General features: G+C 44.6%; 15 protein-coding genes, 1 tRNA gene and 1 pseudogene. 14 read left to right on the forward strand and 3 right to left on the reverse strand.

The genetic code is table 11. The features are described from left to right. Positions 1-372 precede the first annotated feature (372 nt). Positions 373-483: pseudogene (locus tag NBH16_RS23500) on the reverse strand (integrase); the annotation flags it as partial. A 119-nt stretch (positions 484-602) separates the two neighbouring features. On the opposite strand from NBH16_RS23500, the gene NBH16_RS22325 reads away from it, so the two are divergent. From NBH16_RS22325 to thiL, 6 genes are read left to right on the forward strand one after another with little or no spacing between them, the layout of a single operon-like run. Beyond that, a complete protein-coding gene (locus NBH16_RS22325; protein ID WP_250789080.1) occupies positions 603-3,539 on the forward strand; it encodes a golvesin C-terminal-like domain-containing protein in 2,937 nt (978 codons plus the stop codon). Further along, a complete protein-coding gene (locus tag NBH16_RS22330; protein WP_234079578.1) occupies positions 3,536-4,996 on the forward strand; it encodes a glycosyltransferase family 2 protein in 1,461 nt (486 codons plus the stop codon). The genes NBH16_RS22325 and NBH16_RS22330 overlap by 4 nt, the downstream gene beginning before the upstream one ends. Next, positions 4,993-5,943, forward strand: a complete 951-nt coding sequence (locus NBH16_RS22335; RefSeq protein ID WP_250789081.1) for a DUF4922 domain-containing protein — start codon at positions 4,993-4,995, stop codon at positions 5,941-5,943. Before NBH16_RS22330 ends, NBH16_RS22335 begins: the two co-directional genes overlap by 4 nt. A gap of 30 nt (positions 5,944-5,973) precedes the next feature. Next, on the forward strand, positions 5,974-7,722 hold the full coding sequence (sppA, locus tag NBH16_RS22340; protein ID WP_008779453.1) for a signal peptide peptidase SppA: 1,749 nt from the start codon (positions 5,974-5,976) through the stop codon (positions 7,720-7,722). Positions 7,723-7,732: 10 nt separating this feature from the next. After that, on the forward strand, positions 7,733-8,842 hold the full coding sequence (gene lpxK / locus NBH16_RS22345; RefSeq protein ID WP_008779452.1) for a tetraacyldisaccharide 4'-kinase: 1,110 nt from the start codon (positions 7,733-7,735) through the stop codon (positions 8,840-8,842). A gap of 7 nt (positions 8,843-8,849) precedes the next feature. After that, positions 8,850-9,878: a thiamine-phosphate kinase gene (gene thiL / locus NBH16_RS22350; RefSeq protein ID WP_005858417.1), complete on the forward strand. Its 1,029-nt coding sequence runs from the start codon at positions 8,850-8,852 to the stop codon at positions 9,876-9,878. A gap of 76 nt (positions 9,879-9,954) precedes the next feature. On the opposite strand, the gene NBH16_RS22355 is transcribed toward thiL, so the two are convergent. Then, positions 9,955-11,073: a DUF4852 domain-containing protein gene (locus NBH16_RS22355; RefSeq protein ID WP_158532326.1), complete on the reverse strand. Its 1,119-nt coding sequence runs from the start codon at positions 11,071-11,073 to the stop codon at positions 9,955-9,957. 215 nt (positions 11,074-11,288) lie between these two features. Here NBH16_RS22355 and NBH16_RS22360 point away from each other — a divergent pair. After that, positions 11,289-11,361, forward strand: a tRNA-Phe gene (locus tag NBH16_RS22360). A 44-nt stretch (positions 11,362-11,405) separates the two neighbouring features. On the opposite strand, the gene NBH16_RS22365 is transcribed toward NBH16_RS22360, so the two are convergent. Then, the gene (locus NBH16_RS22365) at positions 11,406-12,278 is read right to left on the reverse strand and encodes a DMT family transporter (RefSeq protein ID WP_005858422.1); all 873 of its coding nucleotides are present in this window, start codon (positions 12,276-12,278) and stop codon (positions 11,406-11,408) included. Between the two features lie 163 nt (positions 12,279-12,441). On the opposite strand from NBH16_RS22365, the gene NBH16_RS22370 reads away from it, so the two are divergent. The 7 genes from NBH16_RS22370 (at position 12,442) to NBH16_RS22400 (ending at position 17,164) form a co-directional block, all read left to right on the forward strand. Continuing rightward, the gene (locus NBH16_RS22370) at positions 12,442-12,915 is read left to right on the forward strand and encodes an Lrp/AsnC family transcriptional regulator (protein WP_009276097.1); all 474 of its coding nucleotides are present in this window, start codon (positions 12,442-12,444) and stop codon (positions 12,913-12,915) included. 100 nt (positions 12,916-13,015) lie between these two features. Next, on the forward strand, positions 13,016-13,822 hold the full coding sequence (locus NBH16_RS22375; protein WP_250789082.1) for an AraC family transcriptional regulator: 807 nt from the start codon (positions 13,016-13,018) through the stop codon (positions 13,820-13,822). Positions 13,823-13,920: 98 nt separating this feature from the next. Continuing rightward, positions 13,921-14,283 carry a VOC family protein gene (locus tag NBH16_RS22380; RefSeq protein ID WP_048928184.1) on the forward strand — a complete coding sequence of 121 codons (363 nt, stop codon included), beginning with the start codon at positions 13,921-13,923 and terminating at the stop codon, positions 14,281-14,283. Between the two features lie 35 nt (positions 14,284-14,318). Beyond that, entirely contained in the window at positions 14,319-15,053 is a 735-nt protein-coding gene (locus NBH16_RS22385; protein ID WP_250789083.1) for a class I SAM-dependent methyltransferase, read from the forward strand. A gap of 77 nt (positions 15,054-15,130) precedes the next feature. Beyond that, positions 15,131-15,805 carry a 7-cyano-7-deazaguanine synthase QueC gene (gene queC, locus NBH16_RS22390; protein ID WP_005858432.1) on the forward strand — a complete coding sequence of 225 codons (675 nt, stop codon included), beginning with the start codon at positions 15,131-15,133 and terminating at the stop codon, positions 15,803-15,805. 9 nt (positions 15,806-15,814) lie between these two features. Next, entirely contained in the window at positions 15,815-16,279 is a 465-nt protein-coding gene (gene queF / locus NBH16_RS22395) for a preQ(1) synthase (protein WP_005868655.1), read from the forward strand. Positions 16,280-16,366: 87 nt separating this feature from the next. Continuing rightward, a complete protein-coding gene (locus tag NBH16_RS22400; RefSeq protein WP_036614745.1) occupies positions 16,367-17,164 on the forward strand; it encodes a 3-keto-disaccharide hydrolase in 798 nt (265 codons plus the stop codon). Positions 17,165-17,498 lie beyond the last annotated feature (334 nt).

Here is a 17,498-nt window from a genome sequence, read left to right on the forward strand (position 1 = left end):
TGATTATTTTTTTGCAACACTAAGTTAAGTGAATCCTCTGACATGGCAAAATCCTGAGCAACTTTTTGTTGCTCAGGTACTTAAAAAAAATATTTTATAATAGTGTTGCGGAATTAAGGATAATATAAAAGTTTTACAAACCTCGCAAAGATGCGCCCTTTGCGCCCTGAACCATCCCCTACCAACTTATCCGGGATACAAAAAAAGCCTATGGGACACGGCCGTAAAGTCATTGAGATAACACCTCTATCCCATTGACTTTACCACCGTTTCCCATTGAGATACTATCGCAAACCCGACACTTCAAGAAGGGATAATCATTCCCCAGATAGGCGTCTTGACCATGAACACGAATAGTTCGCTCGCAACTGAACTGAACCGCACCATCGTCCCGTTAATCGCTACCCGTCCCATGATAGGGACAAATCCGTTCTTCTCCTTGCTGCCGTTCACATAGATTTGACTTCTCCCAATATCCACAATTTGCCCCTACCTTCTTCATATTCAATTTTAATTGCGCCAATCTGGGCTTTTTATGAGGTTATTACGGAGATTTTCCGTAAATTTGTAGAAATAAGACAGCCAATAATATTTATAAAAATATGCGAGAAAAACTCTCCTATCCTGTTAGGATCATCATATCCTTACTATCCATTTTTCTCTGGAGCTTTCCGGCAGAAGGGCAGGATAGTGAAAGCTTAAAAAAGCAATTGGATCAAAAGCTAAACTCTTTCGCAAGGCAATATGTGTCTTCACGCACCATTAAGATTGACTCCATCCTCATACAGAAGAAGAAAGTCACGCTTTTCACCAATGAAGCTTTGGAGGACATCCCTTTTCGGGAATATAACGTTTCTGAGCTTTACGCAAGTATAGCTCCCCTATTCCCCAATGCCTCCAAGATCGTCATCTTGACCCGAGGTACAGACATTGAGAGCCTGATTCCCGAATACGACAGAAAAGGACGTCCCAACAAAAAGAGGCTATACTCCATTAAAGAGAGCAAATACCCGCTAACCCGTAGCCTATCCAGCCCTCATGAGATAAAAAACGGATTACAAAACCGTCATATCGCCCTTTGGCAAAGCCATGGTTTATATTACGCCCAGACCGCCCATCGCTGGGAATGGCAACGGGCTCGCATGTTCGGCACCGTGGAGGACTTATTTACGCAGAGTTTTGTTCTTCCTTATCTGACCCCGATGCTTGAAAACGCAGGAGCGACTATTCTTATCCCCCGGGAAAGGGACACCCATATACACGAAATCATTATAGACAATGATCGCTCTACTCCGGGATCCGAGTATAAGGAATTGGATGGGGAGAAAGCTTGGTCGGATGGGGAGAAAGCCGGATTTGGGCATATTCAAGCTACTTATACGAATGGGGAGAACCCTTTTACGCAAGGCACCTATCGGCAGACGGTCACACAGAGGAAAGGAAAAGAAAGTCTCATCGAGTGGATTCCCGAAATTCCAGAATCGGGGAATTACGCGGTCTATGCCTCCTATCAATCTTTTCCGAACAGCACAGAGCAGGCACTGTATACCATCCATCATGCCGGAGGGGAAACCACAATCGCCGTCAATCAAACAATGGGGGGTGGGACTTGGATCTATCTGGGAAACTTCAAATTCACGGCACATGAACAAGCCCATGAGAGAATCGTATTAACGAATCAAAGCAATAAATCGGGAAAGATTATCACGGCAGACGCGATCAAGATCGGTGGCGGCATGGGGAACATCGCACGTAGCCCGCTAGAAAGTCCCTATCCGATAGAAGCAGAGACAAGTGGGTATCCACGGTTTACCGAGGCGGCCCGATATTGGCTACAATGGGCGGGAATACCGGATAGTATCTATTCGAAAAGCGCTTTCCGCAATGATTATCAAGACGACATTTACGCACGTCCCCGATGGGTTAATTATTTAAAAGAACAGACCCATATCCCTATCGACATGGCCTTCGCATTCCATTCCGACGCAGGAACCACCCCGGATGACTCAATTATAGGGACACTCGGCATCTATATGTCTAAAAGCAACGACGGAATCTACACCAACCGGAAAAGCCGGGAGATCGCCAGAGACCTAACCGACATGATCCAAACACAGATCCTGTCCGATGTCCGCAAGGTTTACAATCCTCAATGGAGCCGCCGGGGCATGTGGAATCAATCTTATATAGAGGCACGTATTCCCGATGTCCCAACGATGCTATTAGAATTACTATCCCATCAAAACTTCGCCGATATGCGTTACGGGTTAGACCCACGCTTCCGTTTCCTTATCTGTAGGGCGATCTATAAAGGGATGCTCCGTTATATCTGTTTCCAGAATAAACAGGAGCCTATCGTACAACCGCTCCCACCCGATCGTCTGTATACGGAGCTCGTAGAAACGAATAAAGTGAGAATCGGCTGGAAAGCCGTACAGGATACTCTTGAGGAGAGTGCCTCACCAACCGCCTATATCCTTTATAGTCGAAAAGACAGCGGTGGATTCGATAACGGGACGCTCGTAAAAGGAGAAGAAATCATTCTTCCAATTGAGGCGGGTATTATCCATAGTTATAAGGTAGCTGCCGTAAATAAGGGAGGCATCAGTTTCCCTTCCGAAATCGTAAGTGTTTACCGGTCTCCTAAAGGTGAAAAGGATAAGACGGTATTGATCGTCAATGGATTCGACAGGATCAGCGGTCCAGCCAGTTTCGAGAGTACGGCGGATAGTTTAGCCGGCTTTCTTTATGCCGTCGACCGGGGAGTGCCTTATCTGAATGATATCGCATTTATCGGGGATCAATTCGAATTCCGCCGTTCCGCCACATGGAACAGCAATGATAATAACGGGCATGGGGATAGTTACAACAATTACGCAGGCCAAGTCATAGCGGGCAATACCTTCGATTATCCTTTCATACATGGGCAGGCCATGGCCGAAACCGGTTATTCCTTTGTTTCATGTAGCCATAAATCTTTGGCCGAGGGAGTCGTAAAGCCGGATACGTATCCGATTATTGACTTGATTTTAGGAAAACAGCGCCAACCGGTTATCACTCCCGTTTTACAGGATACGCTTCGCAGCTACCTTGCCCAAGGCGGCAACTTGCTTGTAAGCGGGACGAATCTTTTCTCCGACAGCTGGGGCAACGCACAAGACCGTACGTTCGTCGAGGAGGTACTAAAAGGGAAGTTGGCTAGCCGTAATGCCAGCAAGGAGGGAATCGTAAACAGTTGCGCATCCCCTTACGGATATATAAACGGCAGATACACGTTCCGGACACGTCCGAACCCTATTTGCTACTCGATCGAGTCGGTAGACGGTGTACTTCCGGCGGATAAGCTCGCCCATACCATCTTGAGATATCCGGAGAACAATATCGGGGCGGGAATCGTTTATGAAGGGAAATATCGGACTTGTTTGCTCGGTTTCCCGTTTGAGGCGCTTCAAACATCGTCGGAACGAAATCGACTCATGGAGTCCATCTTACGCTTTTTCTCCATTCAACAACAAAATAAAATACAGTATATACAATGAAACGAATCAATTGCTTTATCCCTTATGGAAAAATAGAGGCTACACGACAAACGGTAGCGCAATTGGCCGAGTCGTCCTTAGTGAGTCAGATCTATCTAATCACGGACGATCCCCACGCCAAGGCTATTTATCCCTGCAACTTAATCCGCACGAAGAATATATGGAGCACGAAGACCCTCCGGGAAATAGCCGGCTATGCCAGTGCCCATTATACGTTAATTTATACGAAGACTGAAGAGCTTCAATTAGGCATGTATGCCCTAGAGCGTTTTGTCGCCATCGCCGACGATACGAGATCCGGTATGGTTTACTCCGATTATTACGAGAAGAAGGAGGGCAAACTCAACCCCCATCCGGTGATCGATTACCAGAAAGGAAGTCTTAGGGATGATTTCAATTTCGGCTCCCTCCTACTCTATCGTTCTTCCACGCTACAAAACGCCATAGCCTCCATGGATACGGAATATACATTCGCCGGACTCTACGACTTGCGCTTAAAAGTCTCCCAAAACGCTCCGCTGACGCATATCAACGAATATCTATATACAGAAGTAGAGAATGATTTACGGAAATCCGGAGAGAAGATGTTCGACTATGTAGATCCCAAGAACCGCTCCGTACAGATCGAGATGGAAGCCGCCTGTACAGATCACTTAAAGATGATAGGCGGCTACTTGCCCCCTCATTTCAAGCCAGTCCGTTTTGACGAGCAGACATTTCAAACGGAAGCCTCCGTTATTATCCCTGTACGTAACCGTGTACGGACGATCGAGGACGCTATCCGTTCCGTACTGCGACAAGAGGCGTCCTTCCCTTTCAACCTAATCATTATCGATAATCATTCTACGGATGGCACCTCCGAGCGAATCCAAACGATCGCCGCCACGGACCCTCGTATTATCCATATCCAGCCGGAGCGTGACGACCTCGGCATCGGGGGTTGCTGGAATATAGGAATACACCATTCGGCTTGCGGCAAGTTCGCCATCCAATTGGATAGCGATGATGTATACAGCGACGAGCATACCCTGCGTAAGATCGTGGAAGCCTTCTACGAGCAGCGATGCGCCATGGTGGTCGGAACCTACCGAATGACCGATTTCGATATGCGAACCATCCCGCCCGGAATTATCGACCATAAAGAATGGACTCCCGAGAACGGCCGCAATAACGCCCTCCGCATCAACGGGCTTGGAGCGCCCCGAGCCTTTTATACACCCTTGCTACGGAAACTAAACCTCCCGAACACCAGTTACGGAGAAGATTACGCCCTCGGCCTACGTATCAGCCGCGAGTACCCGATCGGGCGGATCTACGACGTGCTGTACCTTTGCCGCCGTTGGGAAGATAACTCCGACGCCTCATTGGATGTCGTGAAAATGAACAACCATAATATATATAAGGATAAAATCAGGACTTGGGAACTCGAGGCCCGCTTAAACATGGAAAGACAATGAAACCAAACAACTGGGTCAGCTCATCGCAAGCGACCGAATTACTGTCCAAGCAACTCGTGACATGGCCATTGGCCGAGAAGAACTATAAGGCGCTGGAGGCCGTGCAAGTAAAATCCTTCGATATGGGAGGGTTCTCGATACGTGCGCAATTCAATCCCGCCCGTATTGTTTCCACCGGGGCCAAGGTAGATGCCCGATCCCTAAAAGAACGCAAATGCTTCCTATGTCCCGAGAACCTGCCGGTGGAACAGGAGCGACTGCCTTTCGGCTTTCGCCATCTGGTATTGTGCAACCCCTACCCGATCTTCCCCCTGCATTTCACGATCCCTACCCGGAAACATACTCCGCAACTGATATTGCCGCAATGGAATGACTTCTTGGAACTGACAAGGAGACTCGCTCCCTTCACCGTCTTCTACAATGGACCCCGTAGCGGAGCCTCGGCACCGGATCATGCCCACTTCCAAGCGGTGACACGAGGCATCATGCCGCTGGATGAAGAGGTAACCCAATTTATACGACAATCGTATGCGAATGTATACGACAACCGTATATACCCACTCACCGGCAACCTCCGCCCCGGCCTCGTCATCCAAGCCGCCACCGAAGAAGCCGCCACCCGGCTCTTCAAAAAGATCTACGCCGCTTTGCCGATACTTCCCGATGAGCCCGAGCCGATGATGAATATCTTCGGCTCCTATTACGATAATAATTGGGTAATCACGGTAATCCCTCGTAAACGCCACCGCCCATGGCAATACGAGGCTGAGGGGAACGACCATCTCCTGTCCAGCCCGGGAACTGCCGATATCGGAGGTCTTTTCATCACCCCTTTAGAAAAAGATTTCAAAAAGATCAACCCGGAGCTTCTGCGAGATGTTTACCAACAAGTATGCCTCAGCGACCGGGACGTAGAGGAAATTTTCGTACATTTGTCATCTAATTAGTTTTCAATAGATATGAAACAATTCTTTAAAATGATGTTTGCCTCAACGCTAGGCGTTATGTTGGCAATGGGAATAATCATAACGGTCTTGATATCCATGACTATAGGATATATCGCCACCGTAGGTAGCACACCTGATTACACCCCCAAAAGCAATACGGTATTCAAGATCAAGCTAGACGGGACGCTAGCGGATAACCCGACGGAGAATCCATTCTCCGCCTTGATGGGCGACAAGGAAAACATGCTGTCACTGAAGGACCTGCTCGAGACGATCCGGATAGCGAAACAGAATGACAAGATCGCGGGGATTTATATCGAATCGGGGCTTCTCTCCTCGGGTAGCGCCAGCTTGGAGGCAATCCGCCGATCGCTGATAGACTTCAAGGAAAGCGGCAAGTTCGTGGTAGCTTACGCCGATAATTTCACGCAAGGGAATTACTTCCTTTGTTCCGTAGCCGATAAGGTATTCTTGAATCCGCAAGGCATCCTTGAATTGACGGGACTCGCCTCGCAAACCCTATTCTACAAAGGACTGATGGATAAGGTAGGTATCGAGATGCAGATTTTTAAGGTAGGTACCTACAAAGGTGCCGTGGAGCCTTTTATGCTGGATAAGCTGAGCGAGGCGAACCGGGAGCAAATCCAATCGTATATCTCCACCATCTGGGATAATATAGCCGAAGGCATCGCCGAATCACGCGGCATCAGCGTGAACGATATCAACCATTACGCCAATGAGGGGCTTTTCTTCGCGGACCCTGTGAAAACGGTAGAATGTGGCTTTATAGACGAATTGAAGTATAAGCCGGAGGTAGAAGCATACGTCAAAGAGCTAGCCGGACAAAATGGAGAGAAACTGAGATCGGCCAACTTAGCTCAAATGAAAACCCTCAAGGCCTCACCCACCAAAAACGCCCCGGAGATAGCCGTACTTTACGCCGAAGGCGAGATTAAGGCGCAAACACCCGGCAACTTTTACGATATCGAACAAAGTATCACGGAGAAAATGGCCGATGAGCTTATCAAGCTAAAAAACAATGATGACGTGAAAGCCGTGGTATTCCGTGTGAATTCCCCGGGAGGTAGCGCTTATATATCCGAGCAGATATGGCGTCAAGTTGTCGAGTTGAAAAAGGTGAAACCTGTGGTCGTTTCCATGGGCAACGTAGCTGCCTCGGGAGGCTACTATATCTCATGCGCCGCTAATAAGATCATCGCCGAACCGAATACGTTGACCGGCTCCATCGGCATCTTCGGCATGTTCCCGAACGCCTCCGGATTATTCGGGAAACTAGCGTTGACCACGGACATCGTAAAGACGAACACATTCTCGGACTTAGGAGACCTCTCCCGTCCCATGACCGAGAGTGAGAAAGCACTGATACAGGGATACGTGGAAAGAGGCTACCAAACGTTCCTTTCCCGCTGCGCCGAAGGTAGAGGTATGACTACCGAAGCGGTCAACGCTATCGGACAAGGACGGGTCTGGACGGGTGAGCAAGCGAAAGAAAGAGGTTTGGTCGATGAGCTGGGCGGTATTGAATTAGCTATAAGCACAGCGGCGGGGTTGGCTGATCTGGATCAGTATAGCGTAACTACCGTCAGTGGTTCCAAGAATTTCTTGGACGAGTTCTTGGAAAGCCAGCTCGGAGAGGTGAAACTCTCTATCGTCAAAAATGTATTGGGTAATGAGTTCGAGTACTTCAAGACGTTGAATAATATCAAGGCGAATTGCGGAATCCAAGCTCGTATGCCTTACGATATGAAACCGTTATAATAACTGGACCATGCTGACAGATCATACGATTAAGTTCAATAAACTCCTCACTCCATTCTCTTTCCTTTATGGAATCGGGGTGAGATTCAGGAATCAGCTGTTCGACTGGAAAATCCTTCGGACAGAGCGGTATGATCTGCCTATTATTTGCGTGGGGAATCTGACTGTCGGGGGGACCGGAAAAACTCCTCATACGGAATACATCATCCGTTTGATAAAAGACCGATACCGGGTAGCTGTACTCAGCCGTGGCTATAAACGGAAAACCTCCGGTTTCTTGCTGGCCGATCAGCGAAGTACCAGCAAGGATATCGGTGACGAGCCGTACCAAATGAAACGTAAGTTTCCGGATATTCTCGTTGCCGTAGACGCTGATCGCCGCAGGGGTATCCGCAATCTATTGGCTCTGCCAGAGAATAAGCGCCCGGAAGTGATCGTGCTGGACGATGCCTTTCAACATCGATACGTCGCCCCCACGCTGAACATCCTTTTAACCGATTGCCACCGTCTTTATACGCAAGATAAGCTCTTGCCCGCAGGCCGTTTAAGGGAACCTGTGGATGGCGCTCGACGTGCGGACGTGATCATTGTCACGAAATGTGAGTCATATATACAACCTATAGACTTCCGGATCATAGAGGAGGATATACATCTCTCAGCTTATCAAGAGCTCTATTTCAGCCGTATTCTTTACGGGGAGCTGGAACCCGTCTTTTCCGGTAAAGCCCCCAGACGCACATTAAAAGGGCTGGCCTCTACTACAGAGGTTTTATTGGTATCCGGTATCGCATCCCCGGCACCTCTCGAAAAAGAGATCCATAAATATACGGAGCATGTCACCTCTTTGGTCTTTCCGGATCATCACGCCTTCGATCGGCATGACATCCAGAAAATACAAACGGCTTTCAAGCGGTTGACTTCTACAAGTAAATTGATAATCATCACGGAGAAAGATGCCGCCCGACTCCGTGACCTTCCTTCGCTTCCCATGGAATGGTTTTCTCATTTATATTGTTTGCCTATTACGGTGGGTTTCTGTATGGATCGGGAAAAACAATTTCAAGAATTAATAGTTAAACATATTGATACAAGAATAAAGAATCATCCTATATTACGTTAACAATCTTATGAGCAATAGAACAGAAATATCGACTTTGGGAGAGTTCGGGTTAATCCGCCATCTCACCGATAAAATAGAACTTAAAAATCCGAGTACGTTGAAAGGTGTTGGTGACGACGCAGCCGTACTGGATTACACAGACAAGCAAGTATTGGTTACGACAGACCTTTTGCTGGAAGGTATTCATTTCGATTTGATGTATGTGCCGTTGAAACATCTCGGCTATAAATCCGCAGTCGTAAACTTCTCCGATATTTACGCCATGAACGGCCGCCCGAAACAGATTACGGTATCATTGGGTATTTCCAAACGTTTCTGTGTAGAAGATCTCGAAGAATTCTACGAGGGCATTAAACTCGCTTGTGATATCTATGACGTAGATCTCGTTGGTGGCGACACTTCCGCCTCACGCACAGGGTTAGCGATCAGCATCACTTGCCTAGGCGAGGGAGAGAAAGGTAAAGTTGTCTATCGAAACGGAGCCAAGGAGACCGATCTTATTTGCGTGTCCGGCGATTTAGGGGCCGCCTACATGGGTCTCCAATTACTGGAACGGGAGAAAAGCATATTTAATGGGGAGAAAGATTTCACGCCCGATTTCTCTGGTAAAGAATATTTGTTGGAACGCCAATTAAAACCGGAAGCCCGCAAAGACATTGTCGAGGTTCTTGACCAAGCTGGAATCGTTCCGACCTCCATGATGGATATCTCCGACGGCCTCTCTTCGGAGTTGCTTCATATATCTAAAGAAAGTAATGTAGGTTGCCGAGTTTACGAAGATCGTATTCCTATCGATTACCAAACCGCAGCCATGGCAGAGCAGTTTAACATGAATCTGATAACCGCGGCATTGAATGGAGGTGAGGATTATGAACTCTTATTCACTGTTCCTTTAGCAGATCATGATAAGGTGTCGGAAATGAAAGGTATTAAGGTGATCGGTCATATAACAAAGCCGGAGTTAGGCAATTATCTTGTCGGTCGTGACGGAGGTGAAGTCGAGCTTAAGGCGCAAGGTTGGAACTCACTAAACTAAAAAGAAATATCCGCTCTGAATTCACGAATGCAAAGCGGTCCGTCTCATTTTTATTGGGGGACGGACCGTTTTCCTATTATTTCACTTCAATGGATCCTAAATAATTATAGAAGAGTTCAAAATCACTTATCTTCAAGAAAGGTAAGTGATAAACATCCATCTTTATAATTTGCGCCTCTATAGCCATTTTCCCATACAAATCAGCCAAAGACATACTCTTTATATCACCGTTATGATAGACCTTATTCTTTTTCTCGGGAAGCTGTACCTTCTTATCCAAGAAACGGATATAAGTATAAGAAGTAGCCAGCGGCTTATTATAAGTAGGCACTTTTCCGACTTTCCTCATATCATAAAACCCTTTCGCACGAGCCGTCTCACAAGGGACATTCATGAACTCTGGTATATTCACAAATCGAAAGGCACAATCATCCCATTTACAAAAGCCAATCTTAGCCAACGCATCCGGCTGGTCTGTCTTAATTTGTGGGCACCACAACCCTTTTAATGGAAAGATCTGCTTATCCATATCATATTGTAACATCTCCGACTGACTCTCAATACGAAACACCTTACTAAAATCAACGTCCCCTAACGCCTTTTCCAATTTAGCGGCATATTCTTTCTTAAGATCCGCCATAGTAAATGGATCCGCTTGATTTTTCTCTACCAGATTCTTGTCACAATGAGCCATATACCTTACTATCACATCGTCATCAACTGTCACATTATTTAATTTAAGCGCATAAACAAATAAGAGATCAGACGTTAAATCGACCACACCCTCAATTTCGCTTTTAAAATATTCCGAAACAATATTCCCTTGACTAAGCGCATCATTAATATTTATACAAAGACGCCGTCCATCCAGCTCTACCACGACAAGAGGATGCGTTTCTACCTCAGAATAAACGCCCATACTCTCAAAGAGTTTCTTATCGTAATCCGGAATATCAACGATCACCGCCTCTTGACTAGCCAGATTCTCTTTCGGCATCGTAGAAATCTTCCCATCCTTTGTAAACGTCCTAACAAACAAATATCCGGAAACCTTAGGGACACCAAACATAATCTTATCCCCTTTTTTATACACTTTCCCATCACAGGCAGACACCGCATCACGAGTTCCTATCCCAGCAGCAGCAAATGCCAAACATACCCAACTTAAAACAATACTCCAAATTACTTTCTTCATATCTATAGCTTATTAATCATTCTCTACCCGCTTCCAAAAATAAGTAAAAATCCATATTTATCTACACGCTCCCCCTATTTACCCTGCTTATAGCAGCTAATTTCACCTCTACCCTCAAATATTTTCAAAAAATCCACCGCCACCTATTGCATATATCAAAAAAGTCCGTATCTTTGCACCCGTAATCGAAACAACGATATACAAAACGACATGATGGTGCCATAGCTCAGTTGGTAGAGCAAAGGACTGAAAATCCTTGTGTCCCCGGTTCGATTCCTGGTGGCACCACTGAAAATCAAAGGGTTACTCATATGAGTAACCCTTCTTTATTTTTACCTCTCTGCGATATAAACTCCACTAATAATGGCTAAAGCGCCAATACCAGAAGCTATCGTAATAGTTTCTGATAGAAAAATCGCAGAAGTTATCAAGGTGACCAGAGGGACAATGTAAATATAATTGGCTGTTTTTGATGCTCCGAGGGCTCTGACTGCCGTATTCCACATGATATAACAAAGCATTGAGGCGATGACACCCAGAAATAATATATTTAAATATACGACTGGCAGTTTCAATAACTCTAGTTTGATATTTAAAGGGTAGATCGCAAAATAGAAGAAAAGAGAAAGTATCCCATAAAAAAATACTTTTCGTGTAATAAACAAGGTGGGATAAGAACGACTCAAACGCTTTAGGATAAGGCAGTAAAAAGCCCACATCGTAGCGGCAACTAAAGTGAGAAAATCACCAAGTGGATTTACTTTTAAAAGAACACTGCCGTTGAAAACAACTAATCCGACTCCAAATAAGGCAACTAAAGATCCATATAACAGTCCTTTCCTAAGAGATTCTTTATAAAATAGGTGAGACAATACCGTTGTAATGATCGGTGCTGTACAAATCAATAATGAAACGTTGGAAGCCAATGTGATGCCCAGTGCCGTATTCTCCGCTATGAAGTATAGGGAACCACCACATAATCCAGACAAGAACAATAAGAATTCATCTTTTACGCAATTAGCCCACAACCGTCGATGCGCTATAGTCAAAATACAAAAATACGCAAGCACGAAACGGTATAACAATATCTCAACCGGTGATAATCCTGTATTAATCAGTATTTTTGTGGAGACAAACGTTGTTCCCCATATAATGACTGTCAATATGGCGATACTATGATACAGAAGATCTTTACTTTTAAACATAATTGTGTTAGAATTAGATTTTTATTTGCTGCAAAGTTATTTAAAGAAGATTGTTTTCCTATACGTCAAGCTTAAATACGATAATTTTCCTATTTTTGTCCTGTTTTGCATTCTATAATTCTAATTCGGGGATATTAAATCAAATAAAACAGGAAAAAAAACTATGGCACTACTTGATGAGACAGATATTGAAATTCTTCATTCTTTGCAAAAGGACGCGAAGATCAATACAAAAGAGCTTTCTGAGAAACTTCATATCTCCAAGACTCCTATTTACGAACGAATCAAACGTTTAGAAAACGAAGGATATATAAAAGGATATGTGGCATTGGTCGACAATAAAAAAATAGGATTACCCTTGATCATTTTCTGTAATGTATCTTTAGCTGTACACGATGATGAGCATATCGAACGCTTCAAAGAAGAAATACGGAATATCGATGAAATAATGGAATGTTACTCGACGGGAGGTATTTATGATTTCTTTGTCAAAGTGGTTCTTAAGGATTTAGATGCCTATAATCAATTTGTGTTCGAGAAATTAACCAAGGTTCATGGCATCGTGAAGATGCAAAGCTCTTTTGTGCTTAATGAAATCAAGCATACTACAGTTTTGAATATACCCAAAAATAGTTGATTGAAGCTTAATGTCGCAGTATTATATAAAATGTCTCTTTTTTACTATAGAATTGATTAGGGGTTATTTACCTTTGCCCCGATAAATTAAATTCTATAAGATGCAGTCATTTAAAATAATAAAGCCTATTCATATATTAACTCCTTATGTGAGATATTATTGGATACTGGAAGATGGCGCGGATGTTTCTGTATCTGAACGGACTTTACCAACGGGCTGCATACAATTAGTATTTCATAGGGGTAAAAGGCTTTTATTAGTAGGAAAAAAAGAATCGCAGCCTCAAGCGTTCATCTGTGGGCAATGCCTCAACTTTTCAGATGTGATGTCAGCCGGAAAGATTGAAATGATCACGGTTGTTTTTCAGCCGTACGCGGCAAGAGCCATCCTTCAACTTCCCCTTAAGTTCTTTTATGGAGAACTTATAGCGGTGGATGCTATAGCAGATTTGGAATTATCAATATTATCCAGAAAAGTGATAGAGGCTGATGATCATGAAACTTGCATCCGCTTGATCGAGCAGTTTTTGATTCACCGTCTTTATAGGTTTGAAGGCTATGAATATAACTTAAAGCGAATATCCGCAGTCCTCCATCAAATAAATGAACAAGCGAAAACTAATATTTCTGAGTTATCTGAAACCGCATGCCTGAGTTCTAAACAGTTCAACCGCATTTTCTTAGATTATGTAGGAGCTACGCCCAAAGAGTTTCTTCGTATCGTTAGGATGCAACGGGCTTTATTTAAGGTACAACGGAATCCCTCCATTTCATTCGCTCAATTAGCTTATGAATGTGGGTTTTCAGATCAGTCACATATGATAAAAGAGTTTAAGCTGTTTTCCGGCTATACACCCACGGAGTATCTTTCCTTATGCGCTCCTTATTCTGATTATTTCTCGGAGTGATCAAGATGTCCTTTTTCTTCTATCCTATAGATACGATACGCTCTACTTTTGTGATGTCTTCGCGAGGACATTAACAGTAACTATAAAAAGAAAACAAAATGAACAATTTAATTGCTTTTTTCGAGATTCCAACTGTAGACTTTTATCGAGCGATCAATTTCTATGAAACTATTTTGGGGTTAAAACTATCGGTTTCCGAATGTGAGACAGAGAAGATGGCCTGTTTTATCGAGCAAGGAGAAGCGGTTGGGGCTTTGTTCTACGCTCCTAGTTATCAACCTTCGCCGGATGGTATCTTAATCCATTTTAATAGCCAAGATATCGAGGACACTTTATCTAAAGTATTGGATAAAGGGGGTAAAATTATTATACCCAAGACAAAGATTGAAGCGGAAAATAAAGGATACTTCGCCGTTTTAGAAGATAGCGAAGGAAATCATGTCGGTATCTACGAAAAATAAGTATCTTCGGCCAAGATATCCCTACAATATATAATATGAAAGAAAATAAGTATGATGATGAACGCTTTTTCGGTCAATACAGTCAGATGTCTCGCTCTGTACAAGGGCTGAGAGGAGCAGGAGAATGGCATGAGCTAAAGAAGATGTTGCCTGATTTTAACGGAAAGCGTGTATTGGATTTAGGGTGTGGTTTTGGCTGGCATTGTCGATATGCCATAGAGCGAGGGGCGACCTTCGCTTTAGGCATTGACCTTTCCGGGAAGATGTTAGACAAGGCACGGGAGATAAATCCCTCCCCGTTGATCGAATATAAAAGAATAGCAATCGAGGATTTTGATTTTGCTCCAAATTCTTTTGACATCGTGATCAGCTCCTTGACATTCCATTATCTCGAGTCGTTCGATACGGTTTGTACAGAGGTATATAAATGTTTAACGGAAGAGGGTGTCTTTGTCTTCTCTGTGGAACATCCCGTTTTTACTGCTTATGGCAATCAAGATTGGATTTACGATTCGGAAGGGAAACCTGCGCATTGGCCGGTGGATCATTATTTTCAAGAGGGAGTCCGGCATGCTCGTTTTTTGGGAGAGGATGTAACCAAATATCATAAGACACTTACGACTTACGTGAACGGATTGATCAAGGCGGGTTTCTGTATCACCCATCTGGTGGAGCCTCAACCGGACGAATCGATGCTGGATACGGTTCCCGAGATGCGAGACGAACTTCGCCGTCCAATGATGTTGCTTATCGCCGCTCGAAAGAATTAAAAAAAAGCGTATCTTTGTGGCTGAAAAGATGTCTTTTCCGTGTGCTTGCTAAACCACGTATTAAAAACAAGAAAGATATGAAACAACAAGATGCCGCTTTGGTATGCTTCTCGGGTGGACAAGATTCCACAACTTGCCTTTTCTGGGCGAAGAAGCATTTTTCACGTGTAGAGGCCGTATGCTTCACATACGGACAGAAACATTCCTTGGAAATAGAGGTCGCTCGAAAGATCGCTGCGGATGCGGACGTACCTTTTCAGTTATTGGACGTATCGCTTATCAGCCAGTTAGATCCCAATTGCTCGCTTACGAATGCGAGCATAGAGATGGATCAAGAGAAGCCGGAGGATAGCTATCCGAATACGTTTGTGCCCGGCCGTAATATGGTATTCCTTACTTTCGCCGCTATCTTAGCCCGTGGTAAGGGGATTTATCATTTGGTAACGGGTGTCTCCGAGGCTGATTATAGTGGTTATCCGGATTGCCGGGATACGTTCGTGCGTTCTCTTAACGTAACATTAAATCTGGCGATGGATGAGCAATTCGTAATTCATACCCCACTTATGGACCGGGATAAGAGCGAAGTCTGGGAATTGTCGGACGAGCTGGGCGTCTTTGATCTAGTACGTACGCAGACGCTGACTTGCTATAACGGTGTTATGGCTGAGGGATGTGGGCATTGCCCCGCTTGCAAACTTCGCAAGGACGGATTGGAGAAATATCTGAAAAGGAAAGAAGAGAATCAAAAGTAAATGAAAGAAATGGACGAGAGAAAACAAGAAGGAGAGTTGCATTTATTAGGTGGCTCTACCGTATATAAACAGGATTACGCTCCGGAGGTATTGGAGGCATTTACGAACAAGCATCAAGGAAATGATTATTGGGTACGGTTTAATTGCCCGGAATTCACCAGTCTCTGCCCGATTACCGGACAACCGGATTTCGCTACGATTCATATCGATTATATCCCCGACGTGAAAATGGTAGAGAGCAAGAGCTTGAAGCTTTACTTATTCAGCTTCCGCAACCATGGGGCGTTTCATGAGGATTGCGTGAATATTATCATGAAGGACTTGATAAAATTAATGGATCCGAAATATATCGAAGTTACTGGTATATTCACTCCGAGAGGCGGTATAAGTATTTATCCGTATTGCAATTACGGTCGTCCGAACACCAAGTTTGAGCAGTTGGCCGAGAAAAGATTATTTGATCATAATCAATAAGATTTCTGACAAATCGTTATCTGTTTCGGCAAAAAACGGTATATTTGCAGCAAGAAATGTTAACTAACTAATAAATCATTTTAGACCATGAACAAAAGATTGCTTACAGTTGCGGCTTTCGCTTTAGCGGGTTGCGTCACTATTGTCGCTCAAGACAAGAAAAAAGAGTTCAAGATGCCTACAGGTTATGCGGGTATCACGCATGAGATGTCCGAGTTTTACGAACCTGTTCCGCCGGTAGTCACTCCGGGTACAGATTTAAAAGGTGGAGGTTTCACGGCTCCTTCCGACGCTATCGTTTTGTTTGACGGCAAGGATCTTTCCGCTTGGGAGAGCGTAAAGGGCGGTGCCGCCGAATGGGATGTAAAAGATGGCGTATTTACCGTAAACAAGAAGAAGGGTGATATCCAGACCAAACAGAAATTCAACGATTTCCAGATGCACATCGAGTGGCAGGTCCCGACGAATATTACCGGTGAGAGCCAGTCGAGAGGTAACAGTGGTATTTTCCTGCAAGGGATGTATGAGGTTCAAGTGTTAGACTGCTACAATAACCCGACTTACGTGAACGGCCAGACTGGTAGTATCTACAAACAATCCATTCCTTTGGCCAACGCCATGCGTAAACCGGGCGAATGGAACGTATACGATATCATTTATACCGCCCCCACTTTCAAGGAAGATGGTTCTTATCGCACGCATCCAACCGTAACGGTTATCCAGAACGGCGTGGTTTTGCAGAACCATACGACGATATTGGGTACGACAGAGTGGATCGGTTTCCCGCAAGTGAAGAAACATGGCGCAGGCCCTATCATCCTGCAGAGCCATGGCGATCCTAGCGAGCCGATCAGCTTCCGTAATATCTGGATTCGTGAGCTATAAGAGAAACGTGTTGATTGTAATAAGAAGGGATGGACTTGATATTAAGTTCATCCCTTTTTCGTTAAATAATGTCTTTTTGTAAATAAGGTTGACTCCTAAAAGAGTCAAAAAATGAGAACGAAAACTTATCAGGAAGAGAAAGAGCGTCAAAAGCTGTATCATGAGATTTATCGCCTTCGTGTAGTCGAAGGGCTAGAGGTGTCATGTATCCAAAAAAATTAGGGGTGAGCCGTTCTAGAGTTTACAGTGGATTGAGTATCTTTGAGCGTGATAACCCCCAAGAGGCAGCGATGATGAAAAAGCAAGGCAAGGATGTAACCGAGGAAGATTACAA

This window comes from Parabacteroides sp. Y3-G-102, from assembly GCF_023656845.1.
GTDB classification, from domain to species: Bacteria; Bacteroidota; Bacteroidia; order Bacteroidales; family Tannerellaceae; genus Parabacteroides; species Parabacteroides distasonis.